At 65.2% G+C, this 23,784-nt stretch carries 21 protein-coding genes; 11 read left to right on the top strand and 10 right to left on the bottom strand.

Annotated elements, in window-relative coordinates:
* The first annotated feature begins 98 nt into the window (after nt 1–98).
* The 3 genes from ACFMPD_RS03155 to ACFMPD_RS03145 are packed head-to-tail and all read left to right on the top strand — an operon-like array spanning nt 99 to nt 2,697.
* Nucleotides 99–260, top strand: a complete 162-nt coding sequence (locus tag ACFMPD_RS03155) for a hypothetical protein (protein ID WP_380991708.1) — start codon at nt 99–101, stop codon at nt 258–260.
* On the top strand, nt 257–1,738 hold the full coding sequence (locus ACFMPD_RS03150) for an amidohydrolase (RefSeq protein ID WP_380991706.1): 1,482 nt from the start codon (nt 257–259) through the stop codon (nt 1,736–1,738). The genes ACFMPD_RS03155 and ACFMPD_RS03150 overlap by 4 nt, the downstream gene beginning before the upstream one ends.
* Complete coding sequence (locus tag ACFMPD_RS03145; protein WP_380991704.1) at nt 1,735–2,697, top strand: CobW family GTP-binding protein; 963 nt, start codon at nt 1,735–1,737, stop codon at nt 2,695–2,697. Before ACFMPD_RS03150 ends, ACFMPD_RS03145 begins: the two co-directional genes overlap by 4 nt.
* Nucleotides 2,698–2,719: 22 nt before the next feature.
* On the opposite strand, the gene ACFMPD_RS03140 is transcribed toward ACFMPD_RS03145, so the two are convergent.
* Nucleotides 2,720–4,339 carry a long-chain-fatty-acid--CoA ligase gene (locus ACFMPD_RS03140; RefSeq protein WP_380991702.1) on the bottom strand — a complete coding sequence of 540 codons (1,620 nt, stop codon included), beginning with the start codon at nt 4,337–4,339 and terminating at the stop codon, nt 2,720–2,722.
* A gap of 202 nt (nt 4,340–4,541) precedes the next feature.
* Between ACFMPD_RS03140 and ACFMPD_RS03135 the strand changes: the two genes are divergently transcribed.
* A complete protein-coding gene (locus tag ACFMPD_RS03135; protein ID WP_380991700.1) occupies nt 4,542–5,018 on the top strand; it encodes an acyl-CoA thioesterase in 477 nt (158 codons plus the stop codon).
* On the opposite strand, the gene pgi is transcribed toward ACFMPD_RS03135, so the two are convergent.
* The 3 genes from pgi to zwf are packed head-to-tail and all read right to left on the bottom strand — an operon-like array spanning nt 5,015 to nt 8,771.
* Nucleotides 5,015–6,643, bottom strand: a complete 1,629-nt coding sequence (gene pgi / locus ACFMPD_RS03130) for a glucose-6-phosphate isomerase (RefSeq protein ID WP_380991698.1) — start codon at nt 6,641–6,643, stop codon at nt 5,015–5,017. The two genes, ACFMPD_RS03135 and pgi, sit on opposite strands and share 4 nt — an antisense overlap.
* A gap of 2 nt (nt 6,644–6,645) precedes the next feature.
* The gene (gene pgl, locus ACFMPD_RS03125; RefSeq protein ID WP_380991696.1) at nt 6,646–7,317 is read right to left on the bottom strand and encodes a 6-phosphogluconolactonase; all 672 of its coding nucleotides are present in this window, start codon (nt 7,315–7,317) and stop codon (nt 6,646–6,648) included.
* Nucleotides 7,314–8,771 (bottom strand): glucose-6-phosphate dehydrogenase, encoded by a 1,458-nt coding sequence (gene zwf, locus ACFMPD_RS03120; protein ID WP_380991694.1) that lies wholly within the window; start codon nt 8,769–8,771, stop codon nt 7,314–7,316. Before zwf ends, pgl begins: the two co-directional genes overlap by 4 nt.
* 156 nt (nt 8,772–8,927) lie before the next feature.
* Here zwf and ACFMPD_RS03115 point away from each other — a divergent pair, with 156 nt between their 5' ends.
* Together ACFMPD_RS03115 and ACFMPD_RS03110 are read left to right on the top strand one after the other, a co-directional pair.
* On the top strand, nt 8,928–9,881 hold the full coding sequence (locus ACFMPD_RS03115) for a radical SAM protein (protein WP_380991692.1): 954 nt from the start codon (nt 8,928–8,930) through the stop codon (nt 9,879–9,881).
* 66 nt (nt 9,882–9,947) lie between these two features.
* The gene (locus tag ACFMPD_RS03110; RefSeq protein WP_380991690.1) at nt 9,948–11,543 is read left to right on the top strand and encodes a caspase family protein; all 1,596 of its coding nucleotides are present in this window, start codon (nt 9,948–9,950) and stop codon (nt 11,541–11,543) included.
* Between the two features lie 21 nt (nt 11,544–11,564).
* On the opposite strand, the gene ACFMPD_RS03105 is transcribed toward ACFMPD_RS03110, so the two are convergent.
* The gene (locus ACFMPD_RS03105; protein WP_380991688.1) at nt 11,565–11,834 is read right to left on the bottom strand and encodes an usg protein; all 270 of its coding nucleotides are present in this window, start codon (nt 11,832–11,834) and stop codon (nt 11,565–11,567) included.
* 238 nt (nt 11,835–12,072) lie between these two features.
* On the opposite strand from ACFMPD_RS03105, the gene gyrA reads away from it, so the two are divergent.
* Nucleotides 12,073–14,775, top strand: coding sequence for a DNA gyrase subunit A (gene gyrA, locus ACFMPD_RS03100; protein ID WP_380991686.1), 2,703 nt, complete (start codon nt 12,073–12,075; stop codon nt 14,773–14,775).
* A gap of 66 nt (nt 14,776–14,841) precedes the next feature.
* Here gyrA and ACFMPD_RS03095 read toward each other — a convergent pair whose 3' ends face one another.
* The 4 genes from ACFMPD_RS03095 to ACFMPD_RS03080 form a co-directional block, all read right to left on the bottom strand.
* Nucleotides 14,842–15,471 carry a VPLPA-CTERM sorting domain-containing protein gene (locus ACFMPD_RS03095; protein WP_380991684.1) on the bottom strand — a complete coding sequence of 210 codons (630 nt, stop codon included), beginning with the start codon at nt 15,469–15,471 and terminating at the stop codon, nt 14,842–14,844.
* A gap of 196 nt (nt 15,472–15,667) precedes the next feature.
* A complete protein-coding gene (locus tag ACFMPD_RS03090) occupies nt 15,668–17,137 on the bottom strand; it encodes a carboxypeptidase M32 (protein WP_380991682.1) in 1,470 nt (489 codons plus the stop codon).
* On the bottom strand, nt 17,134–18,300 hold the full coding sequence (ctaA, locus tag ACFMPD_RS03085) for a heme A synthase (protein ID WP_380991680.1): 1,167 nt from the start codon (nt 18,298–18,300) through the stop codon (nt 17,134–17,136). Before ctaA ends, ACFMPD_RS03090 begins: the two co-directional genes overlap by 4 nt.
* 84 nt (nt 18,301–18,384) lie before the next feature.
* Nucleotides 18,385–19,131, bottom strand: coding sequence for an RNA methyltransferase (locus ACFMPD_RS03080; protein ID WP_380991678.1), 747 nt, complete (start codon nt 19,129–19,131; stop codon nt 18,385–18,387).
* Nucleotides 19,132–19,289: 158 nt separating this feature from the next.
* On the opposite strand from ACFMPD_RS03080, the gene ACFMPD_RS03075 reads away from it, so the two are divergent.
* Entirely contained in the window at nt 19,290–19,916 is a 627-nt protein-coding gene (locus ACFMPD_RS03075) for a thiamine phosphate synthase (RefSeq protein WP_380991676.1), read from the top strand.
* On the opposite strand, the gene ACFMPD_RS03070 is transcribed toward ACFMPD_RS03075, so the two are convergent.
* Complete coding sequence (locus ACFMPD_RS03070) at nt 19,913–21,055, bottom strand: HupE/UreJ family protein (protein WP_380991674.1); 1,143 nt, start codon at nt 21,053–21,055, stop codon at nt 19,913–19,915. The two genes, ACFMPD_RS03075 and ACFMPD_RS03070, sit on opposite strands and share 4 nt — an antisense overlap.
* 16 nt (nt 21,056–21,071) lie before the next feature.
* On the opposite strand from ACFMPD_RS03070, the gene ACFMPD_RS03065 reads away from it, so the two are divergent.
* Genes ACFMPD_RS03065 through ACFMPD_RS03055 form a run of 3 tightly spaced genes read left to right on the top strand, consistent with a single transcriptional unit; the run spans nt 21,072 to nt 23,707 of the window.
* Nucleotides 21,072–21,854, top strand: coding sequence for a DUF4198 domain-containing protein (locus ACFMPD_RS03065; RefSeq protein WP_380991672.1), 783 nt, complete (start codon nt 21,072–21,074; stop codon nt 21,852–21,854).
* Nucleotides 21,855–21,899: 45 nt separating this feature from the next.
* Nucleotides 21,900–22,796: a PfkB family carbohydrate kinase gene (locus ACFMPD_RS03060; RefSeq protein WP_380991670.1), complete on the top strand. Its 897-nt coding sequence runs from the start codon at nt 21,900–21,902 to the stop codon at nt 22,794–22,796.
* On the top strand, nt 22,793–23,707 hold the full coding sequence (locus ACFMPD_RS03055; RefSeq protein WP_380991668.1) for a pseudouridine-5'-phosphate glycosidase: 915 nt from the start codon (nt 22,793–22,795) through the stop codon (nt 23,705–23,707). Before ACFMPD_RS03060 ends, ACFMPD_RS03055 begins: the two co-directional genes overlap by 4 nt.
* Nucleotides 23,708–23,784 lie beyond the last annotated feature (77 nt).

Below are 23,784 nucleotides of genomic sequence, written 5' to 3'. Positions count from 1 at the left end.
ACCTTGTGGCGCGTCGGGGTTTCATCCGCTCAACTTCCGGGCAACGGCGGCGCGCCGTCAGGTGCGCGCCGGGCAGGAATGTGTGTGGAGTATCGGTGATGACGACCATTTACGCGGCCAGGAAAATTCTGACAATGTGCCCGCAACGCCCGGTGGCCAGCCATGTGGCGGTCCGCGACGGGCGCATTCTGGGCGTCGGCACGCGCGAAGAACTGGCACGCTGGGGGCGCATCGGCTGGACGACCGCTTTGCCGGCATGATCCTGATGCCGGGTCTGGTCGAAGGGCATGCGCACGCGATGGAGGGCTCGCTCTGGCGGCACACCTATTGTGGCTATTTTGACCGCGTCGATCCGAACGGTCGGACCTGCGCCGGGGCGAAAAGCCTAGAGGCTGTGCTGGACCGGCTGAAACGGGCCGATGCCGACCTGACCGACCCCACCGCCGCCCTGCCCGGCTGGCAACTGGATCCGATCTATTTCGGCAATCAGCGCCTGACCCGGCACGATCTGGACAAGGTGTCGACAACGCGCCCAATCGGGGTTCTGCATGCGTCGGGCCATATTGCCAATGTCAATTCCCGGGCCTTGCAACTGGCCGGGCTGCTGCGTCCGGGCATCGAACATCCGGGGGTGCCGCTGGGCAAGGACGGCCTGCCCCTGGGCGAGTTGCGCGGCCCGGACGTGCTGGCGCCGATTGCGGAACATACAGGCTTTGACAGCGGCATGCTGGATTGCGACGAACCGGGCCTGCGCAACTTTGCCAAACTGTGCGTGCGCGCCGGTATCACCACGGTCACCGATCTGGCGGCGCAGCTGACCGAACCGACCGTCCAGATGATGCTGCGCGTGACCGACGAACCCAGATTTCCGGTGCGGGTGGTTCCGCTGCGCTATTTCCTGGGAATGACGCCGCAGGATCTGATCGACCATGCGGCATCGCTGCGGGCGCATTCCACCGATCGGCTGCGGCTGGGGCGGATCAAGGTCGTGGCCGATGGCTCGATCCAGGGCTTTACCGCACGGCTGCGCTGGCCAGGCTATTACAACGGTGCCGAAAACGGGCTGTGGTACATCACGCCGCCGCAATTGCAGCAGGTGCTGGCCCTGGCGATCCGCAACGATCTGCAGGTTCATATCCACGCCAATGGCGACGAGGCGACCGACCTGGTGCTGGACACGATGGAGACGGTTCTCAAGGCGCATCCCGCCCCTGATCACCGCACCACGATCCAGCATTGCCAGATGGCCGACGCCGCCCAGTTCCGCCGCATGGCCCGGCTGGGCCTTGGCGTCAATCTCTTTGCCAACCACCATTTCTATTGGGGCGACGAGCACTACGATCTGACTCTGGGTCCGGACCGGGCCGAGCGCATGAATGCCTGCGCCACCGCGCTGCAGCACGGGGTGCCGATGTCAATCCATTCGGATGCGCCGATCACGCCTCTGGGGCCGATGTTCACCGCCTGGTGCGCGGTCAACCGACAGACCGCTTCGGGCCGCGTGCTGGGCGAGGCCGAGAAAATCAGCGTGTCGCAGGCGCTTTACGCCATCACCATGGGGGCGGCACAGACCCTGGGCATGGAGTCCGAGATCGGCTCGATCGAGGTCGGCAAACGCGCCGATTTCGCAGTGTTGCAGGACGATCCGACCGAGATCGGCGCCGATCGGCTGCGTGATGTGCGGGTCTGGGGCACGGTGCAGGGTGACCGCATCTTTGCCGCCGACGAACAGATATGAACGCCGGGCGCCCGCAATCACCGGCTGAAAAGCGCACCGCGCCGCTGCCCCTGACCGTGCTGGGCGGCTTTCTGGGGGCCGGCAAGACGACCCTGGTAAACCATCTGCTGCGGCAGGCCGGCGGGCGGCGCCTGGCGGTGCTGGTCAACGATTTCGGCGATCTGCCCATCGATGCCGACCTGATCCGGACCCGCACGCCCGACCTGATCACCGTGGCCGGCGGCTGCGTCTGCTGCAGCTATGGCAGCGATCTGGTGCGCGGCCTGAATACCCTGGCAGCAATGCGCCCGGCGCCGGACCATGTGCTGCTCGAAGCCTCGGGCGTCGCCATTCCCGGCGCCATCGCCGCCACGGTCGGGCTGTTGCAGGCCTATCGCCTCGACGGCATCGTTGTGCTGGCCGATGCCGAGACGCTGCCGGACCTGGCCCAGGACCGGTATATGGGCGACACGGTGCGGCGTCAGTTGGCGGATGCGGATCTGCTGCTGTTGAACAAGGTCGATCTGGTCGATGACGACATGCGCAGCGCGCGGCGCCGCTGGCTGACGCAGAACTATCCCGATCTGCGAATTCTGGACACGGCCCGGGCCGACCTGCCCCCCGACGTGGTGCTGGGGACCGGGCCAAACCCGCCGTCGGACAGGGACACAAGGCAACCGGCCACCGGCGAAACGGCGCATCTGCCGATCCAGGTGCAGGTGCTGGACATCGCCGCTGCCGCCGATGCCGCCGCGCTGGCCCAAGCACTGGCCGAACCGGCACTGGGGCTGATCCGTGCCAAGGGTTTTGTCAAAGGTGCCGACGGCACGCGCCAACTGGTGCAGGTCGTGGGCCGCCGCGCGTCCTGTACCGCCACGGATGCAGATGGATCTGACGGCATCGTCTGTCTGGGTATTGCCGGCCGCACCGACTGGGCCGCCCTGCAACGATTGGCGGACAATCTGGCCGGGCCGGGCTAAAGCGCCGCATGCCGGTCGCGGTTCACCCGGTCAGCACATCCGCGAACTGCTCGCGCAAGGTGCGTTTCAGCACTTTGCCGGTGGCATTCAGCGGCAGTTCATCGACAAAGACCACCTTGTCGGGCACCTGCCAGCTGGCGACCTTGCCTTCGTAAAAGGCCAGCAGTTCCGCTTCGGTTGGCCGGGCATCCTCTGCGGCCACAGCTACCAGCAGCGGCCGCTCGTCCCATTTCGGATGCCGCACGCCGATCACCGCGGCATTGGCCAGTTTGGGATGGGCCACGGCGATGTTTTCCAGCTCGACCGAGCTGATCCACTCGCCGCCTGACTTGATGATGTCCTTGGAACGGTCGCGGATCGTCATGTAACCGTCCGGATCGATCGTCGCCACGTCGCCGGTGGCAAACCAGTCATCGCGCAGCGCTTCGTGTTCCGGCATTCGGAAATAACTGTCCATCACCCAATGACCGCGCACCAGCAGATCGCCCTGGCTGACCCCGTCATTGGGCAAGGTCTCGCCATCTGCGCCGACGATCTTCAGTTCGATACCGAAGGGCGGGCGGCCCTGGCTTTCGCGCAGCTTGTGCTGCGTCTCCAGCGGCAGGTCGCGATGCCTGGCCAGCGGGATATTCACGGTGCCCAGCGGGCTCATTTCCGTCATGCCCCAGGCATGGATCGTGTCGACGCCGAAATCTTCGCGGAACTGTTTCATCATCGCCGGCGGACAGGCGGCGCCGCCGACCACGGTGCGTTTCAGACTGTCCAGCTTGCTGCCCATCCCCTTGGCATGGGCCAGCAGCCCCAGCCAGATCGTCGGCACCCCCAGCGCCAGCGTGACCCGGTGCCCGTCGATCAGCCGCACCAGGCTTGCGCCGTCCAGCCCCGGCCCGGGCATCACCAGACGGCTGCCCACCATGGCCGCGCAATAGGGCACCCCCCAGGCGTTGACATGGAACATCGGCACCACCGGCAACACTACGTCGCGCGCGGTCAGACCCAGCGTGTCGCCAAGACTGGCGGCAAAACTGTGCAACAGGGTCGAGCGGTGCGAATACAGAACCCCCTTTGGATTGCCGGTAGTACCCGAGGTGTAACACAGGCTCGACGCGGTGTTCTCATCCAGATCGGGCCAGTCGAAATCCGCGTCACCGGTCTCGATCAGTTCGTCATAGAATTGCAGCCCAGGTACCTGCCCGGCCAGTGCGTCGTCGCGCGGCCCCATCAGCACGACATGTTTAAGCCTTGGCAGATGCTCGGCCAGTTTGACGGCGATCTGCAAAAAAGTGGACTCGATGAACAGCACCTCGTCCTCGGCGTGATTGATCACATAGATCAGCTGTTCGGGAAACAGGCGCGGGTTTATCGTGTGGCAGACGAACCCGGCGCCGGACACGCCGAAATAGATTTCAAGATGACGCCGGTTGTTCCAGGCGATGGTGCCGCAACGTGCCTGCGGTGGCAGCCCCAGCTTGTGCAGCGCCGAGCCCAGCCGCCTGGCATTGCCGGCCAGATTGCCCCAGTTGGTCTCGGTGACACGCCCGTCAGTCTCGACCGAAACGATTTCTGTCTGGCCGTGATAGCGGGCAGCATGGTCGATCAGCGCCGAGATCAGCAGCGGTTTGGTCATCATCTGGCCCAGCATCGCAGGTTTCCTTTCTCGCGGGATACGGGACCGGCCCTGGCAGCCGGATAACATCCTTTGTCATGAAACAAGGTCCGTCAGGCATGCGCTTGCGGCGTGGTCCTGACGGACCCGTCTCCTCCCCGGTCCCACCGTGCCAACGAAATGCCGATCTGGCAATAACGGGCTTGCCCAAATCCGCCGCGCTGGATAGCCAGCGGCCATGACCCTGCGCTATCACACCCCGCTCAGCCCGACCGAACAGACCGTCTTTGGCCTGGAGTACCCGCAGCCGCTGGCCATGGCGGACCGGGTCCGCTGGGCCGAACTGGACGCGCTGAACCATGTCAACAACAAGGCCTATATGGGCTGGTTCGAGACCCTGCGGGTGGCGTATTTCGATCAGTTCTGCACGCCGTTCTATGCCCCCGCGCAAAGGCCGCGTCTGGTGGTGCGCAGCGCCGAAATCCGGTATCTGCGGGAAATGGTCATGGGCGAGGATTATGTCGCAACGGCGCGCGTTGCCAGTTTCCGCACCACCAGTTTCACCATGCAGCAACAGTTGTGGGCGGGCGATCTCAGGGCCGAGATGTCCGCCGTGATGGTGACGCTGCATTCCGACGGGACCGGCCGCTGCCCGCTGCCGGACGCGGTGCGGCGGCTGTTCGTCGATCGGGACGGCGCCGTGGCGCAGGGCTAGCCGCCGCCCTGCCCGCCGCCATGGCGATGCACCTGTGCCACCAGCGCGGCGGTGGAACCGTCCTTGCCGGTAGCGGGCCGGTCGCCATCGACGATCGGCGCCAGCGAGGTCGCCAGTTCCTTGCCCAGTTCGACGCCCCATTGATCGAAGGAATTGATTCCCAGGATCACGCCTTCGACGAACACCCGGTGCTCGTACAGCGCGACAATCTGGCCCAGCACATAGGGTGTCAGCTGCGGATAGACCAGCGTGACCGACGGCCGGTTTCCGGGAAACACCCGGTGCCGCGCCTGGCGCTCGATCTGGTCGGTTTCCAGTCCTGCATCGGCGATCAGGGCGCGGGCCTCGTCCAGGCTGCGCCCGTTCATCAGTGCCTCGGACTGGGCCAGGCAATTGGACACCAGCAGCCGGTGCTGATGCGCCAGATCGGGCTCGTGACCGCGGGCTCCGACCATGAATTCACAAGGCACGATCGCCGAACCCTGATGCAGTAACTGATAAAAGGCATGCTGCCCGTTGGTGCCCGGTTCACCCCAGACCACCGGTCCGGTCGACTGCGCCAGTGCGCTGCCATCCATCGCCACGCTCTTGCCGTTGGATTCCATTTCCAGCTGTTGCAGATAGGCCGGCAACCGCGCCAGGCGCTGCTCATAGGGCAGCACGGCGCGGGTGCGATACCCGCAGACCCGGCTGTGCCACAGCCCGGTCAGGGCCAGCATGACCGGCATGTTCTGGTCCCAGTCCGCAGACTGAAAATGCCGGTCCATGGCCTGGCCGCCGCGCAGAAATGCCTCGAATCCTTTTGGGCCGATCGCAAGCATCAGCGCCAGGCCGACCGGCCCCCAGACTGAATAACGCCCCCCGACCCAGTCCTGAAAGCCAAATACCCGGTCGGCCGCAATGCCAAAGGCCGCGGTACGCTCGTCAGCGGTGGACACAGCGGCGAATTGCAGCGCCGGGTCGCCGCCGCCCTCGTGCATCCAGGCGCGCGCCGTGCGCGCGTTGGTCATGGTCTCGACGGTGGTAAAGGTCTTGGACGCGACAATCACCAGCGTCCGGCGCGGATCAAGATCGCGCAGGCAGTCGGCGATATGGGCGCCGTCGACATTGGACACGAAATGACAGCGCGGCCCGTCATGATAGGGCGCCAGCGCCGGCACCGCCATCGCCGGACCCAGATCCGAGCCGCCGATGCCGATATTGACCACATCGGTGATGGCGCCGCCGGCACCGGTCAGGCTGCCGCTGCGCAGCGCATCGGCAAAGCCGCGCATCCGCGCCAGCGTGTCCCGAATGCCCGGCATCACATCGACACCGCCGGAAATCACCGGACCCCCATCCAGATTGCGCAGCGCGGTATGCAGCACCGCCCGGTCCTCGGTCCGGTTGATGTTCTCGCCGGCGAACATCGCCGTCCGCTTTTCCGCCACCCCCTCCGTGCGGCACAACCCGATCAGCGCGTCGCGCACCGCCGCGTCGATCATGGTCTTTGAATAATCCAGCAACAGGTCGTCGGTCTGCACGCTGAACCTTGCGGCCCGGTCCGGCGTTTCAACAAACAGATCGGCAATGCGGCCCGCGCGGCCGGCAGCGTGCAATGCCGCCAATTGATCCCAGTCCGGCATGTCTATTCCGCCCAGTGCACCGTCATTTCGCTGAGCACCGCCCGGATCGGCGCCTGCTCGTCCGACAGCTTGGCCGCGCGTTCCAAAGCCGCGCGCTTGTCGGCGCCGAAGATCACCAGATGCTTGGCCAGCGCGCCATCCAGAACCGGCGCGGTCAGGCTGATGCGCGGCTCGGGCGCGGCTGTCGGGCGCACCGCAACCAGGGTCGGCGCTGTCGGCGACAACGCCGCCGACAGCGCGGCATCGCCCGGAAACAGCGAAGCCACATGCATGTCGGCGCCCATGCCCAGCAGCAGCACCGAGATCGGCAGATGCGGCGCCAGCATCGATTCGATCTCGGCCAGCACATCGTCGGGACCGGGCGTCGGCGCATAGAGCGGCAGATAGGTCGCCACCCCTGCCCGCCCGGTCAGCAGACGTTCGATGATCAGACGGCCATTGCTGCGGGGATCGTCCTGCGGCACCCAGCGTTCGTCGGTGGCCAGCACATGCACCCGGTGCCACTCGATATCGGCGGCGCACAGGGTGTCAAAGATCGGTCCCGGCGTGGTGCCGCCCGGCACGGCAAAGGACACGCTGTCATGGTGCAGCAGCGCATTTTCCAACTCGCCGGCCAGAACGTTGGCCAGATCGATGGCGGCCATTTCACGATCGGAGTATTCTACGAGGTTCAAGGCTTTATTCCTCTCCATTCCCGGTGGTCGCGCTTCATCAACAGGTCGGCATCGCCCGGTCCGACACTGCCGCTGTCATACGGCTTGGGCACCTCGCCGCGCGCCTGCCAGCCGGCGATGATCGGATCGGTCCAGGCCCAGGCGGCCTCGACTTCGTCGCCACGCATGAACAACGTCTGATTGCCCCGGATCACGTCCATGATCAACCGTTCATAGGCATCCGGAGGGTCCTCGCCCTCGGGTCCCAGCGCCTCGGCAAAGGTCATGTCCAGCGGCACGTCCACCAGGCGCATGCCGCCAGGCCCCGGTTCCTTGATGGTCACCTGCAGGGTGATGCCCTCGTTGGGCTGCAGGCGAATGGACAGCAGATTGGCGTGCCGCCCGGCCTCGGGGCCAAAGATCGAATGCGGCGCATCCTTGAACATGACGTTGATCACCGACGACCGTGCCACCAGGCGCTTGCCGGTACGCAGATAGAACGGCGTGCCGGCCCAGCGCCAGTTGCTGATATGGACCTTCATCGCGACATAGCTTTCGGTGGTGCTGCGCGGCTGATTCACCGCCTCGCGATAGCCGGGATGTTCGCCATCCAGCGCCTCGTACTGGCCGCGCACGATATGGTGCGGCTCGACCGGGTCCAGCGCCCGGATCACCTTGAGCTTTTCATCGCGCACCGCGTCGGGGTCGAATTTCGCCGGCGGTTCCATCGCGATCAGGCATAACAGCTGCATCAGGTGGTTCTGCATCATGTCCCGCATGGCGCCGGCCCGGTCATAGTATTCGCCGCGACCGCCGACACCGACGGTTTCGGCCACGGTGACCTGAATGTGATCGACATACTGACTGTTCCACAGGGGCTCGAACAGCATGTTGCCGAACCGGATCGCCATCAGGTTCTGCACGGTTTCCTTGCCCAGATAATGATCGATGCGATAGATCTGGCCCTCGTCGAAATGCGCCGCCAGAGTGGCGTTCAGATCCCGGGCGCTGGCCAGATCATGGCCAAAGGGCTTTTCCACGACGATACGGCAGTCCGGGCTGGCCATGCCATGCAGGTGGATGCGTTCGGCCAGATCGGCGAACAGGCCAGGGCCGACAGAGAAGTAGAACGCGTGCACCCGGTCCGGACTGAGACGCGCCGCAAGGGCGGCCCAGCCATCGATGCCGCGGGCGTCGATGGGAACATAGTCCAGCCTCTTCAGAAAGGCCTGAAGTCGGTCATCATTGCACAGCGCCACGCCGGAAAATTCGCGAATCGCATCGGCGGTCAGCGCCCGGTATTCGTCAACCGAATGCGGTGAACGGGCCGCTGCGATGATGGCCGCCGCATCCGGGATCTGCCCGGCACAGAATCGCCGAAACAGGCCGGGCAGAATCTTGCGCCGTGCCAGATCGCCGGTGCCGCCAAAGATCACCAGATCAAAGGGGTCCACGGGAATGACTCGAGATACCATGTTCGCTCAGGCTTTCCTGTTCCCTAGCGCCGGTTTGTAACGCTATCTTCAATCAACTCAACGGCGATCACAACTGTGTGCGCCACTGTGCAGAGACTTTAACCTGTTCGACAGCATAGGCTAGAACTGTCCGGCAGACCAACAGGCGGAGCGGCAATGAAAGATCTCGGCATCCCACCGGCGAATCAGGGGAAATTCCAGGATCGACACGTCACCGCCGATGGCCAGACCCGCGCCAGCGTGGTGCTGCAGGATCCCCAGACCCTGTGGTTCAACACCGGCACGCTGTGCAATATCGAATGCGCCAACTGCTACATCCTCAGCAGCCCGACAAATGATGCTCTGGTCTATCTGACAGCGGACGAGGTCGAGCCCTATCTCGACCAGATCGCCGAACGCAGCTGGCCCGTCGCCGAGATCGGCTTTACCGGCGGTGAACCGTTCATGAATCCGCAGATGATCGAAATGGCCGGGCTGGCCCTGGCGCGCGGCTTTCGGGTGCTGATCCTGACGAACGCGATGCGCCCGATGATGCGCGCGCCAATGCGCGACGGTCTGCTGGCCTTGCACAAGGCGCATGGCGACCGGCTGAGCCTGCGGGTGTCGCTGGATCACTACGACGCCGACCTGCATGATCGCGAACGCGGCGCCGGCAGCTTTGAAAAGACCCTGCAAGGCATGGTCTGGCTGCGCGATCACGGTTTTGACATGGCCGTGGCCGGGCGCGCGGTCAATGCCCGGGACGAGGCCGACAGCCGCACCGGCTATGCTGCGTTCTTTGCCCAGCATGGCTTTGACATCGACGCTTATGATCCGGGCCAAACCGTGCTGTTTCCGGAAATGGATGACGGCGTCGAGGTGCCCGAGATCACTACCGCCTGCTGGGACATTCTGGGCAAGTCGCCGCGGGACGTGATGTGTGCCAGTTCGCGCATGGTGGTCAAACGCAAGGGCGCGGCGCACCCGGTGGTTCTGGCCTGCACCTTGCTGCCCTATGCGCCGGAATTCGAACTGGGCGAAACCCTGGCCCAAGCCGAGGGCGCCGTACATCTGAACCACCCCCATTGTGCCAAGTTCTGCGTTCTGGGCGGCGCCAGTTGCTCTGTGTGAACCAGGTCACGCCGCCGGGTGCCATCCTGTTGTAAGGTGGCAGGGAATCGTTTCGGAGCCCGTGTTATGCGCCTGTTTCTTGCCGTGTTTTTCTGCCTGTTCTGCCTGCCGCTGACGGCTGCCGCGGAAAAGCGGTTCGGGCTGGTGATCGGCAACGATCTCTATTCCGATGTGCCGCCGCTGGACAAGGCGGGGGCCGACGCCCAGGCCATCTCGGCCGCGCTGACTCAACAGGGGTTCGACATCATCACGGTGCTGAATGCCGACCGGCGTCAGATGAACCGGACGATCTCGTCATTCACCGAACGCCTGCAGCCGGGCGACACCGCCTTTGTGTTCTTTGCCGGCCACGGGGTGGAAATAGACGGCGAAAACTACCTGCTGCCCACCGACATCTTGGCCCCGGCCTCGGGCGAACGCGATTTCATCAAGGCCGAATCCATCGCGTTGTCGGCGCTGCTGGACCGGGTACGCGCAACCGGAGCACGGATGACCGTCGCGATCGTCGATGCCTGCCGCAACAACCCGTTTCAGACCAGCACCGGGCGCAGCATCGGCGGCACCCGGGGTCTGGGGCGGATCACCGCGCCGCAAGGCACGTTCGTGATCTTTTCCGCCGGGGCCGGTCAACTGGCACTGGACGAGTTGACCGAAGACGATCCCGCAAGAAATTCGGTCTTTACCCGGGCGCTGTTGCCGCGCCTGACGCAACCCGGGCTGGAACTGCGCGAGATGGTGGCCGGTCTGCGCCTCGAAGTGCGCGACCTGGCCCGCACCGTCAACCACCAGCAGTTCCCGGCCTACTACGACGAGTTGCTGGGCGAGTTCTACTTTGCCCGCACCGCGGTCGCCGCCCCGGCCCTGTCCGGTCCGGTTTCCGATCCGACGATATCCGACGCGCCGGCGCGTATGGTCACCAGCCCGATGCGCGCGGATTTCGAGCTGGCCCGGTCGCTCGGCACCGCCGAGGCATTGCGGGCGTTTCTGGACAGCTACAGCAACCGCAGCGACGAGTTCACCTATCGCATGGCGGTTCAGATGCTGCGGCAGAAAAGCCCGCAGCCGGACCCTGCCCCGACAGGCACACCGGAGGCGACCGCGGCAACAGAACCGTCCGCGCGGCGCGACGCGCGCGCGATCATCAAGGCCACCCAAAGCGCCCTGAACGCCGCCGGCTGTTCCGCCGGCCCGGCGGATGGCGTCATCGGACAGCGCACGCGGCGGGCGTTCCGGGCGTTCATTAACGATACGGGATCACCTTTGCGCCCGGCGGAACTGGGCACTGAAAGGGCGCTGAACGCGGTGCAGAAACGGGGATCGAAAAGATGTGAGGTCACGGCGGCGGCCCCGACGAAACCCGACCTGCCCGAGGGGCACAATATCGCCGGAAACTGGCAGTTCCGGGCCAGTTGTCCCCTGTTCATCAAGACGACGGGAACGGCGCGCTATACACGCACAGGCCCGAACACGTTCAAGGGGGTCGTGAACGATTCCCTGGGCCAGCGCGCGACCACCCGAGTCACCTTGACCGGTCGGGAAATGAAATTCGTTCTCTATTGGCCGTCGGTCACGATCTATGCCAGCGGTACGCTGGCGGCCGATGGAAACACCTATTCCAATGTCGCGTCAAACGGCTGTACCGCGACCGCCTGGCGCAGTTGACCGGCGCGGGGTCGTCCGGGGTCAATGCAGGGTGAATTCACCCACCTGATTGTGCCACTCGCCCGAGGACAGCAGCTTGCGGTGGGTAAAGCGCACCGAATGCAGCGGGCCGTCGATCTCGCGTTGCCAGAATTCCACGAACTTGAACAGCGCCGGCAGATCCGGCGCCAAATCGTAGTCCTGCCAGACGAAACTGTTCAGGACATGGGTATAGTCCGGCAGGTGATAAAAGATCTCGGCCGTGGTCAGACCATAGCCCTTCAGCATCAATTCGGTTTCGGTCGGATTCATCGTTACTCTCGCTTTATACTACCTGTGTTTGTTGGCTCGATCCTTTCATGATCGGCAAAATTCATTAACTTTCAACAAAAACAGTATGTTATCACTGTAATGTGTTGGCTGCCAAATCAATGGTGATCGCGCCATTGCACCCAATATGCTGGGTCTGATAAGGTCCGATCACACAAGATGGCCGATGCAGCAATAATGGGCGAAAAACGTGAACGATACGCCGGAACCTCCTGAAAATATGGATGAAACTCCACCGCAGCGTCCGCTGCATGACGGACCGACCGTTTCGATCGAACATGAAATGCGCACATCCTATCTGGATTATGCCATGTCGGTCATCGTCAGCCGCGCCATTCCCGATCTGCGCGACGGGCTGAAACCGGTGCACCGCCGCATCCTCTATGCCATGCACGAGACCGGCAACACCCACGACAAGAGCTATCGCAAATCGGCGCGGCCGGTTGGCGACGTCATGGGTAAGTATCACCCGCATGGCGACAGCGCGATCTACGACGCGCTGGTGCGCATGGCCCAGGATTTCTCGATGTCGCTGCCGCTGCTGGACGGCCAGGGCAACTTTGGCTCGATGGACGGCGACAACCCGGCGGCGATGCGTTACACCGAGGTCCGCATGGACAAGCCGGCGGCTTTCGTGCTGGCCGATATCGACAAGGACACGGTCGATTTCCAGGACAATTACGACGGCAAGGACCGCGAGCCGACGGTGCTGCCGGCGCGGTTTCCCAACATGCTGGTCAATGGCGCCGGCGGCATCGCGGTCGGCATGGCCACCAACATCCCGCCGCACAATCTGGGCGAGGTCGTCGCGGCGACGCTGGCGCTGATTGCCGATCCCGACCTGACCAGCGAGCAGCTGATCGCCTATGTGCCGGGACCCGATTTTCCCACCGGCGGCATCATGCTGGGCCGCTCTGGCGCGCGAAAGGCCTATCTGGACGGGCGTGGCAGCGTCATCATCCGCGCCAAGACCCGGGTCGAGGAAATCCGCAAGGACCGCTATGCCATCATTGTCGATGAAATCCCCTATCAGGTGAACAAGGCGGCGATGATCGAGAAGATCGCCGAGGCGGTGCGCGAGAAACGCATCGAGGGCGTCAGTCACGTGCAGGACGAATCCGACCGCAACGGTGTGCGCGTGGTGATCGAACTGAAACGCGACGCCACGGCCGAGGTGGTGCTGAACCAGCTGTGGCGGTTCAGCCCGATGCAGACCCATTTCGGCTGCAACATGCTGGCCCTGAACGGTGGCCGGCCAGAACAGCTGACCCTGCGCCGTTTCCTGACGTCGTTCATCGACTTTCGCGAGGATGTCGTGGCGCGGCGCACCGCCTTTCTGCTGCGCAAGGCGCGCGAGCGCAGCCACATCCTGTGCGGGCTGGCCGTGGCCGTCACCAATATCGACGAAATCGTGGCCACGATCCGCGCATCCGCCGATGCCGCCGAGGCCCGCGAAAAACTGATGACCCGCCGCTGGCCGGCGCAACCGATCATGGAATACATCCGCCTGATCGACGATCCCACCCATACCGCCAACCCGGACGGCACCTACAACCTGTCCGAAACCCAGGCCCGCGCGATCCTGGAACTGCGGCTGCAACGCCTGACCCAGATCGGCGTCAAGGAAGTCACCGACGAGTTGGAGGAGCTGGCCGGCAAGATCAAGGAATACCTGGAAATCCTGGGGAGCCGCGAGCGCATCATGGGCATCATCGCGGACGAGTTGCGCGAGGTCAGCGAGCAATTCGCCGTGCCGCGCCGCACCGAGATCGTCGACTGGTCCGGCGACATGGAAGACGAGGACCTGATCGAACGCGAGGACATGGTCGTGACCGTGACCTCGGGCGGCTATATCAAGCGCACCCCGCTGGCCGATTTCCGCAGCCAGCGCCGCGGCGGCAAGGGTCTGGCCGGGATGCAGACCAAGGAAGAAGACGTCGTCACCACGCTGTTCGTGGCCAATACTCACACGCAGCTCTTGTTCTTTACCACCGAGGGCATGGTCTACAAGCTCAAGACCTGGCGTCTGCCGCAAGGTGGGCGCACCTCGAAAGGCAAGGCGGTGGTCAACATCCTGCCGATCCCGGTCGGCGTGTCGGTGGCCGCCATCATGCCGGTGGACGTGCCCGAAGACGATTGGGAAGACCTGCAGATCGTTTTTGCCACCAGTGCCGGCGACGTACGCCGCAACGCGTTGAGCGATTTCACCAACGTCAAGCGCAACGGCAAGATCGCGATGAAGCTGCCCGACGATGTGGAACTGGTGAACGCCCGCATCTGCACCGAGGAAGACGACGTGATGCTGGTCACCAATTCCGGCCGGGCGATCCGTTTTCCGACCACCGATGTGCGCATCTTCAAGGGCCGCGACAGCACCGGCGTGCGCGGCATCCGCTTGCTGAACGGCGACCGGGTGGTGTCGATGTCGGTGATCCGGCATTTCGAGGCCAGCCCGAACGAACGCGCCGCCTATCTCAAGATGCGCCGCGCCGTGGCCGGTCTGGTCGATGACGGCGAGACGGACGAGGAGGACACGCCGGTGGCCGAAGAGTTCAGCCAGGCCCGCTATGCCGAGATGTCGGCGGCCGAAAACCTGATCCTGACGATCACTGCGGCGGGTTCGGGCAAGCTGAGTTCCAGCCATGATTATCCGGTGCGCGGGCGCGGCGGCATGGGCGTCGCGGCGATGGACAAGGCAATGCGCGGCGGCGATCTGGTGGCCAGTTTCCCGGTGGAAATGGACGATCAGATCATGCTGGCAACCTCCAAGGGCCAGTCGATCCGGGTGCCGGTCGAAGGCATCTCGTTCCGCTCGCGCAGCGCCGGCGGGGTCAAGGTCTTTGACACCGCGCAGGGCGAAGAAGTCGTCAGCGTCGCCTGGATCGCGGATCAGGCGGATCAGGGCGAGGACGACGCGGAATAGGCGTCATCCGAACCGGGCCGTGAAACCGGCGCGGGCATCGGGCCAGAAGCCCGGCCGCGCCGCCGCTCAGGACCGGCGGCGTCGCAACACCATCCCGACCCCGCCCAGACCGGCCAGCAACAACCACCCGCTGGCCGGCAGCGGTATGGTGGCCGGCGCGCTGGCGGCACGCACCACCACATTGTCCAGAATGACGTTACCGGCGCGCGATGACATGCCGACGATGTCAAAGGTCACAGAGGTGACGTTCAGAAAGTTCACATCGACCTGACCAACCAGACCCGCCGTGCTGGTCATCGTCGCGCCGTTGGACCCCGTGACGGTCATGGCCGGGTTGATCACCGGATTGCGTTGCAGCACCCGGGGATCCGTCGCCAGATCGAACCGCAGCAGATCAAAGGCAGCGCCGCCAAAATCCAGTGTGACGATATTGTTTGTCGGATTGGCCTCGGCCTCGTGAAAGACCAGATAGGGCAATCCTCCGGGAAACACGGTGTTGCCCGAAAAATCGTTGCTGTCAAAGTGGTCGTTCAGCCCGGTTGTAAAGGTATAGCCCGCTTCGGAATAGGTCTGGTTTGCGGGCAGTTGCGCATAGGTGCCGGTTTCGAAACCGATGACCGTGGCCTGCGCCATGGTGCCGGTCAGAACCAGAGCCGCAGTCAGGGCCGGAACGCTGGGAAAGAATTGGTTCAACATGGTCTACTCCCAATGGGCGATGGCCAGAACCGAAGCCTGGCGCAATCACAGGTGGCATTGCATTCTGTGGTTCCCGCAACCTACCAGTTGCGGGGAGTCGCGGCAACATAACGCCGCCCCAAGACCCGAAACGCCAGCCCCGAATCACGGGGGCCCGAGGCCGGCGGCCCATGTCGCATCGCCCCGCTTTGTGGGGTTACAGCCCGTACAGAGCGCCAAATTTCCGCTGCAGATAGTCCAGCAGCGGCGCCGGCCCGGGTTGCAGGCCGCTGGCCTGCGCGATCAGCTCGCGCGGCTCATACAATCCGCCATGGCGCTGCACGTGTTCGCGCAGCCATGCAGTCGCTGCCGACGTGTCGCCCCGGGCCAACTGGTCGTCCAGTTGCGGCACCGCCTGACGCAGCGCCTGATACAGACAGCCGGCATAGACATTACCCAGCGCATAGGTCGGGAAATAGCCGAACAGACCCACCGACCAGTGTACATCCTGCAGACAGCCATTGCTGGGCTTGTCCACCGCATAGCCGAAATCGGCGGCAAAGCGGTCATTCCAGGCAGACTCCAGATCGGCGACCTGCAGATCGCCCGACATCAGCGCGCGTTCCAGATCGAACCGCAGCATGATGTGCAGGTTGTACTGCACCTCGTCGGCCTCGGTGCGGATATGTCCGTTATGCACCCGGTTGACCGCGGCGTGGAATCCATCGGCATCGGTGATCCCGAAATCGCCGAATACATCGCGCATACGCCCGTAGAGCCAGCCGGTAAAGGCGCGGCTGCGGCCCAGCTGGTTTTCATAGATGCGGCTCTGGCTTTCATGCACGCCCATGGACACGCCCTGCCCCAGCGGAGTCAGCGCATAGGCCGGATCGATCGCCTGCTCATAGGCGGCGTGGCCGGTCTCGTGAATGGTGGAATAGAGGCAGTTGAACGGGTCCGTGGCGCTGGTCCGGGTGGTGATGCGCACGTCGTCACCGCTGCCGGAACTGAACGGATGCACCGCCTTGTCGATCCGGCCCCGGTCCAGATCATAGCCAAAGGTCTCGGCCAGTTCGCGGGTCAGGCGCATCTGCGCCGCCTCGGCAAAGGTGCCGCTCAGCCCCTGCGGCATCGGCCGCGCCAGAATTGCCGCGCGCAGCTCGACCAGCGGCGCGCGCATGGCGTCAAAGATCGCGGCGATCTGATCCGCCGTCGTGCCCGGTTCGTAATCCGCCAGCAGGGCATCATAGACATCGCCGCCCTCGGCCAGCGCCGCGCCCTCCGCGCGCTTCAGCGCAACCACTTCTTGCAGAACGGGCAGAAAGGCAGCCACGTCCTCGTCGGCGCGGGCGGCGGCCCATTTGCCCTGTGCCTCGGAGGTCACCTGAGCAAGGCGTTTGGCCAGATCGGAGGGGACTTTGGTGGCGCGCAGATAGGCCCGGCGGATCTCGCGCAGCTGGGCGGCCTGGGTGGCATCGGCGGCCTGTGCCTCGGCCAGCCACTCGCCCACCTGCGGCGCCGAGCGGCGGGCATGCAGCACCGCCTCGATGGCCGCCATTTCGGCGCCGCGCTGACGCGCCGCGCCGCGCGGCATCACGGTTTCCTGATCCCAGCCCAGACGCCCGGCGATCTGCGCCAGCGCCGCGGTTTCGCTGGCGTGGGCCAAGATCTGCGCATAGGCGCTCATGGTTTCGTGCCCCCGCCGGAACCGCGCACCGAGCCGGCCACCGGATAGGCGCTGAGAAACCGCGCCCGCAGGATCAGCACGAACAGCAGCACCGCCAGCACCTGATGCAGGATCGCGATATGCCAGGGGGCGCCGTACAGCACGGTGGCAATGCCCAAAGCGATCTGCAGGGACAGCGCCGCCACAACCGCGTTGAAGGCAAATTGCGTTGCCTTATGGGCGCTGCGCCGCCCGCGCAGCCAGACAACAAGGCCGAACAGCAGCAGCAGATAACCTGTCACCCGATGGATGAACTGCACCAGACCGGGGTTTTCAAAAAGGTTGCGCCAGGCCGGCTCGAACAGCAGCGGATCGGGCGGCAGCCATTGCCCCGCCATCGTCGGCCAGTCCGTGTAGCTGCGCCCGGCATCGATGCCGGCCACCAGCGCGCCGATCAAAATCTGCAGAAAGGCGAAATGCAGCAACCCGGTGGACAGGCCGAACAGCCGGCCCTCCTTGGCGCGGCGGGCCTGCATCAGGTCGCGCTCGGTGCGCCCCAGCATAAAGACATACCAGGCAAGCAGGCCCAAAATGGCAAAGGCCAGCCCCAGATGCACCGCCAGCCGATAGCTGGCGACATCGGTCACGCCCGCACCCTGGGTCACGCCCGAGGCCACCATCCACCAGCCGATCGCCCCCTGTACGCCGCCCAGCACCCCGGGCAGCAACAGCCGCCCGGTCCAGCCGGTGGGGATCTTGCGCGCCAGCAGAAAGCCCAAAAATCCAATGGCCCAGACCAGACCGATCCCCCGGCCCAACTGCCGGTGCCCCCATTCCCACCAGTAGATCGCCTTGAAATCCGCCAGTTCCATCCACTGGTTCTGAATGCGGAATTCGTCGATCTCCTTGTATTTGTCGAATTCGGACTGCCACTCGATCTCGCTCATCGGCGGCAACGCACCGCTGATGGGGCGCCATTCGGTGATCGACAGGCCGCTGTCGGTCAGCCGGGTCAGACCGCCCACCACGATCATCACCACGACCAGAGCAAACAGCAGCATCAGCCACATGCGTATGCCGCGCCGCGCGCCGCCCCTGCCCTGATCGATCAGGCCCGGCTGCACCGCCGGCGTGGACGACTTGTCGTCCGAAACCTCTTCAAAGATGCTGCGTTTTCCGCTCATGTCCGCCCCGATTTCGCCCCGAATTTCACGTATTCCCAGATGTGGTCCGACCCTAGGCCGGTCATTGTGGCCCGTCCAGCCGCGTCAGTCGCCACGCTGTTTCCAGCGGACCATCTGACGCATGATCCCGTGCAGCATCTGGACATCGGCCCGGGTCAGCGGCATCCGCGACCACAGGTTGCGCAGGTTCAGCTTCATGCTGTCGGCCTTGGTTTCGGGAAAAAAGAAACCGGCCTCGGCCAGACGGTCCTGGTAATGTTCGGCCAGCTTTTCGACCTCGTGTCCGCTGGCCCAGCCGGAACTGCCCGGCGCGTTGACCTCGTCCGCGACATGGCCGGTCTGGCGGCGCCATTCATAGGCGGTCAGCAACACGCATTGCGCCAGGTTCAGCGACGCGAAATCCGGGTTGACCGGCACCGAAACGATGGCGTTGGCGCGGGCGATATCCGCGTTTTCCAGCCCGGCCCGTTCCGGGCCGAACAGCACCGCCACCTTTTCCCCCTGGCCGATCCGCGCGGCCGCCAGGCGCATGGCCTGTTCCGGGCTGACCACCGGCTTGGTCAGATCCCGCGACCGCGCGGTGGTGGCCAGAACATAGGTGCAGTCGGCGACCGCACTGGCGGTGTCGCCAAAAAGCTGCGCCTCGTCCAGCAGCCGTCCTGCACCGCTGGCCAGCGCATCGGCGGCAGGGTTCGGCCAGCCGTCGCGCGGCGCGACCAGGCGCATCCGGTCCAGACCGAAATTCCACATCGCCCGCGCCGCAGCGCCGATATTCTCGCCCATCTGCGGGCGCACCAGCACAAAGGCCGGCTGGGGATGGTCGCTGGGCATTCTCACCTCCGGAAAGTCCGGCCCCGCCTTAGAACGCCATCGGCGCGGGGGCAAGCCGCCCACAGGTGCCGGTGAAATGCCGAACCTTGGCCGCATGGGCGTTTTCATCGCGCCGCCGATCCGCTAAACCGGCGCGAAACAGAACAAGGAGCGCGCCGATGGACAGCCCCGAGCAGCCGCAGATCTATCTCATCACCCCCGCCGCGTTCGAGCTCAGCCAGTTTCCCGATGCCCTGGCGCAGGTTCTGGACAGCCTGCCCATCGCCTGCGTCCGGCTGGCACTGGCCAGCCGCAACGAGGACCAGATCGCGCGGGCGGCGGATGCCCTGCGCGAGGTCGCCCATGCCCGCGACGTGGCGCTGGTGATCGCCGAACATCTGGTGCTGGCAGAACGTCTGGGGCTGGACGGCGTGCATCTGGGCAATGCCGCCAATTCGGTACGCGCGGCGCGCAAGGCGCTGGGACCGGACGCCATCGTCGGCAGTTTCTGCGGCACTTCGCGCCATGACGGGCTGGGCGCCGGCGAGGCGGGTGCCGACTATGTCAGCTTTGGCCCGGTCGGCGGCGCCGCGCTGGGCGATGGCTCGCTGGCCGGGGTCGAACTGTTTCAGTGGTGGTCCGAGATGATCGAGGTGCCGGTGGTGGCCGAGGGTGGGTTGACCGCCGACACCATGCGCGCCCTGGCATCCTGCACCGATTTCTTTGGCATCGGTGACGAGATTTGGCGAGCCGAGACCCCCACCGCAGCGCTGAGCGATCTGATGGCGGCAATTGGCCAGACCTAAATCACCCGTTCGACGAACCAATACGCCCCGATCGCGGCAATGACCGCCGAGGCCGGCACCGCGATGCGGGCGCGGTACCAGGGTTTGTCGCGAAACCACAGTCCGACCGCCAGAAAGGCGATGGCGATCACCGTCAGTTGCCCGAATTCCACACCGATGTTGAACCCGATCAATGCCGGCAGGAACTGATCAGCCGGCAGACCGAATTCGCCCAGAACGCTGGCAAAGCCCAGCCCGTGCAGCAAGCCGAATCCAAAGATCACCACCGGCCGCCAGCGATGCAGCCCGTCCGTCAATATGTTCTCGATCGCGACATAGGTGATCGAGGCCGCGATCAGCGGCTCGACGATGGTCGCCGGCACCTGTACCCATCCCAGAGCCCCCAGCGCCAGCGTCACCGTATGCGCCAGGGTAAAGGCGCTGACCTGCCAGACCAGCGGCCGCAGCCGGGTGGTGAGAAAGAACAGGCCCAGCACGAACAGGATATGGTCCAGGCCCTTGGGCAGGATGTGATCAAAGCCGACCGGCACATAAGCGAAAAATGTCCGCCACCCGCCGGTCTGCACACCCCCGGCCAGCGGGATCGGCGGGCTGGCCCCGCCGCCCGGGATCAGGCCGGTAAAGGGATCATCCACGCCCTGCTGGCGCAGAACCAGATCGCCACTGCCCGCGGGCCAGCGCAGCACCAGCGCGGCGGCATCGGCGGGCACGGGGCCGCGCAGCACGAGATGACTGGCGCGCGGCAGATCAACATCGCCGATCTCCGGGACCCGCGCCGCCGACAGGGTCAACCGCACCCTGCCCCCGGCCTCGATCTGCAGCCTCTGCACCCAGCGGGCGGCGAAATCCCGGATCAGCGGGTCCAGCTCATCAGCGTTCATGGCACGCAGGGCGTCATACCGGTCCGAACGGTCCGACGCGTTGGTGTCGGCCATGCCGTCCAGGTCGATCCCGGCCAGAAACGCCTCGATGTTCAGGCGCAACTCCAGCGTCAGTGCACCATTTTCAACCGTCAGATCGGCGATGGTCGGGGTGACCTCATGTGCCCGTCCCGGCGCCGAAGCGATCAACAGAATCAGGCTTGACAGCAGCGCCAAACAGCCCAGCTTGATCCCCGCGAATTCAAAGGTTCTGCCCATGTCGCTCCGCTTCCTGATGCCCCTGCTGGCTGCCTGCTGTCTATCCGCGACGCGCCTGTTTGCCCATGAGTTTTGGATCGAACCGGTGGAATTTCAAGTCGAAAGCGGCGCGCCGCTGGTTGCCGATTTTCGCAACGGTCAGAACTTTCGCGGTGCGACCCTGGCCTATTTCGAAAAACAGAGCGCCCGGTTCGACCTGATCCAGGGGGGCAAGGTCTCGCCGGTTCGGCCGCGCCTGGGAGATATCCCGGCGCTGCAGGCCACGGCCGGTGCTGACGGTCTGCTTGTGATCGTGCACCAGACCATGCCTTCGACCCTGAATTACGCCAAATGGGAGAAATTCCAGGCCTTTGCCGATCACAAGGATTTCCCCGACATCCGCGCCCGCCATCTGGCACGCGGCCTGCCCGAGAGCGGGTTCACCGAAAGCTATACGCGCCATGCCAAGGCGCTGGTGGCGGTGGGGCATGGGCGCGGGCAGGACGTGGCCACCGGCATGGAAACCGAGTTCGTTGCGCGGGCCAACCCCTATACCGACAATCTGACCGATGGTCTGCCGGTGCAACTGCTTTATCAGGGCCGTCCCCGCGCCGATGCTCAGGTCGAAGTCTTTCAGCGCGACCCGGCGGGCGTGGTGACGATCCGCCTGTTGCGCACCGATGCGCGGGGACAGGTGCGGGTGCCGGTCCTGTCCGGCCATGCCTATCTGCTGGACGCCGTGGTGCTGCGCGAGATGCCGACGGACAGTCCCGAAGTCTGGCAAAGTCTGTGGGCCGCTCTCAGCTTTGCCGTGCCCTGATCCGGCCGGCTTGCACCTGCCTGCGTTTCTCGGCACAAGACTGACATGACCGGTCAGCCCGCCCAGATCCTGTGTATCGGAAGCGTCCTGTGGGACGTCATCGGACGATCTGCCAGCCATATGCGCCAGGGTTCGGACGTGCCGGGGCGGATCACCCGGCTGCCCGGCGGGGTGGCAATGAACATCGCGATGACGCTGGTGCGCGTTGGCCTGACACCGGTGCTGCTGACCGCCATCGGGCGCGATTCCGAGGGCAATGAGCTGGTCGCGGCCTGCGCCCGACTGGGCATGAACACCGATCATGTCTATCGCTCGGACGATCTGCCGACCGACCGGTACATGGCGGTCGAGGGCGCCAACGGGCTGATCGCCGCCATTGCCGATGCGCATTCGCTGGAAGCCGCCGGCGACAAGATCCTGCGCCCGCTGACGATGGGTCCGCTGGGCCATGCCGGCGCGCCCTTTGCCGGGGTGGTCGCCGTCGACGGCAACCTGACGCAGGAATTGCTGGAACAGATCGCCACCAGCCCGGCTTTCGCGGCGGCGGACCTGCGCGTGGCGCCGGCCAGCCCGGGCAAGGCCGAGCGGCTGCTGCCGTTTCTCAGCCATCGGCGCGCCACGCTTTACGTCAATCTCGAAGAGGCCGGGCTGTTGTGCCAGACCGAGTTTGCCGACTCGGCGGCGGCCGCCGCCGGTTTGCTGGCGCGGGGTGCCGTGCGGGTGCTGGTCACCGATGGCGGCCGACCCGCCACCGAGGCCGACTGCGACCACCGGGTCACCTTGCCCCCGCCCGAGGTTCTGGTGACGCGGGTCACTGGCGCCGGCGACACGTTCATGGCCGCCCATATCGCCGCCGAAGCCGCCGGAAAGGACCGCGCGGCGGCGCTGGCGCAGGCGCTGCACGCGGCCGCCACCTATGTTTCAGGAGAGACTCCGTTTTGACCGATCTCGTGCTGTCTGCCGAAATCCGCGCCGCGCGCGCGGCCGGAACCCCAATCGTGGCGCTGGAAAGCACCATCATCACCCATGGCATGCCTTATCCGCAGAATGTCGAGGTCGCCCGGCAGGTCGAGGACGACATTCGCGCCGCCGGCGCCGCCCCGGCGACGATCGCCGTGTTGGAGGGGCATCTGCAAATCGGACTGGACCCGGAACAACTGGCCGCGCTGGGACAGGCCCAGGGCGTCGCCAAGCTGTCGCGTGCCGATCTGGCGGTCTGTCTGGCGACCGGCGGCACCGGCGCCACAACCGTGGCGGCGACGATGATCGCGGCGCACCTGGCCGGAATAGAGGTCTTTGCCACCGGCGGAATCGGCGGCGTGCATCAGGGGGCGGAAACCAGTTTCGACATTTCGGCCGACCTGCAGGAACTGGCGCAGACCCCGGTCACCGTGGTGGCCGCCGGCGCCAAGGCGATCCTGGACATCGGCAAGACGCTGGAAGTTCTGGAAACCCTGGGGGTGCCGGTGATCGCCGTGGGGCAGGACGCTTTTCCCGCCTTCTGGTCGGCGCAATCGCCCTTTGCCGCGCCGCTGCGCCTGGACGATGCCGGCGCCATTGCCCGCGCCCACCGGATGCGCCGCGACCTGAGGGTGCCGGGCGGACAACTGGTGGCCAACCCGATTCCGCCCGACGCCGAGATCCCCGCCGACACTCTGGCGCCGATCATCGCCGCCGCCCAGGCCGACGCGGTGCATTTCCGGATCACCGGCAAAGCGGTCACGCCCTATTTGCTGCAACGCATCTATGAGCAGACCCAGGGCCGATCGCTGACCGCCAACGTTGCGCTGGTGCGCAACAATGCCCGTCTGGCGGCAAAAATAGCCCTGGCAATGCATCAATTGGGCGACTGAACCGCGCACCGCCGCCGCCCGCCCATTGTGGCCGGGCAGCCGAGTGCCTAGGTTGCGCATCGAATCTGATGGAACGC

The sequence above is a fragment of the Sedimentitalea sediminis genome, from assembly GCF_042687825.1.
Classification (GTDB): Bacteria; Pseudomonadota; Alphaproteobacteria; order Rhodobacterales; family Rhodobacteraceae; genus Sedimentitalea.
This window is presented reverse-complemented; position numbering and strand designations above follow the sequence as displayed.

What these genes read in the sequence shown, in the direction of transcription:
- ACFMPD_RS03105 (WP_380991688.1), bottom strand. Translation starts at nt 11,834, where the DNA reads ATGAATCCGACCGAAACCGAATTGATGCTGAAGGGCTATGGTCTGACC.
- ACFMPD_RS03140 (WP_380991702.1), bottom strand. Translation starts at nt 4,339, where the DNA reads ATGCTGGGCCAGATGATGACCAAACCGCTGCTGATCTCGGCGCTGATC.
- ACFMPD_RS03065 (WP_380991672.1), top strand. Translation starts at nt 21,072, where the DNA reads ATGCCCCTGCTGGCTGCCTGCTGTCTATCCGCGACGCGCCTGTTTGCC.
- ACFMPD_RS03090 (WP_380991682.1), bottom strand. Translation starts at nt 17,137, where the DNA reads ATGAGCGCCTATGCGCAGATCTTGGCCCACGCCAGCGAAACCGCGGCG.
- ACFMPD_RS03150 (WP_380991706.1), top strand. Translation starts at nt 257, where the DNA reads ATGATCCTGATGCCGGGTCTGGTCGAAGGGCATGCGCACGCGATGGAG.
- zwf (WP_380991694.1), bottom strand. Translation starts at nt 8,771, where the DNA reads ATGGTATCTCGAGTCATTCCCGTGGACCCCTTTGATCTGGTGATCTTT.
- ACFMPD_RS03080 (WP_380991678.1), bottom strand. Translation starts at nt 19,131, where the DNA reads ATGCCCAGCGACCATCCCCAGCCGGCCTTTGTGCTGGTGCGCCCGCAG.
- ACFMPD_RS03110 (WP_380991690.1), top strand. Translation starts at nt 9,948, where the DNA reads ATGCGCCTGTTTCTTGCCGTGTTTTTCTGCCTGTTCTGCCTGCCGCTG.
- gyrA (WP_380991686.1), top strand. Translation starts at nt 12,073, where the DNA reads ATGGATGAAACTCCACCGCAGCGTCCGCTGCATGACGGACCGACCGTT.
- ctaA (WP_380991680.1), bottom strand. Translation starts at nt 18,300, where the DNA reads ATGAGCGGAAAACGCAGCATCTTTGAAGAGGTTTCGGACGACAAGTCG.
- ACFMPD_RS03145 (WP_380991704.1), top strand. Translation starts at nt 1,735, where the DNA reads ATGAACGCCGGGCGCCCGCAATCACCGGCTGAAAAGCGCACCGCGCCG.
- ACFMPD_RS03060 (WP_380991670.1), top strand. Translation starts at nt 21,900, where the DNA reads ATGACCGGTCAGCCCGCCCAGATCCTGTGTATCGGAAGCGTCCTGTGG.
- ACFMPD_RS03135 (WP_380991700.1), top strand. Translation starts at nt 4,542, where the DNA reads ATGACCCTGCGCTATCACACCCCGCTCAGCCCGACCGAACAGACCGTC.
- ACFMPD_RS03155 (WP_380991708.1), top strand. Translation starts at nt 99, where the DNA reads ATGACGACCATTTACGCGGCCAGGAAAATTCTGACAATGTGCCCGCAA.
- ACFMPD_RS03095 (WP_380991684.1), bottom strand. Translation starts at nt 15,471, where the DNA reads ATGTTGAACCAATTCTTTCCCAGCGTTCCGGCCCTGACTGCGGCTCTG.
- ACFMPD_RS03075 (WP_380991676.1), top strand. Translation starts at nt 19,290, where the DNA reads ATGGACAGCCCCGAGCAGCCGCAGATCTATCTCATCACCCCCGCCGCG.
- ACFMPD_RS03070 (WP_380991674.1), bottom strand. Translation starts at nt 21,055, where the DNA reads ATGGGCAGAACCTTTGAATTCGCGGGGATCAAGCTGGGCTGTTTGGCG.
- ACFMPD_RS03115 (WP_380991692.1), top strand. Translation starts at nt 8,928, where the DNA reads ATGAAAGATCTCGGCATCCCACCGGCGAATCAGGGGAAATTCCAGGAT.
- pgi (WP_380991698.1), bottom strand. Translation starts at nt 6,643, where the DNA reads ATGCCGGACTGGGATCAATTGGCGGCATTGCACGCTGCCGGCCGCGCG.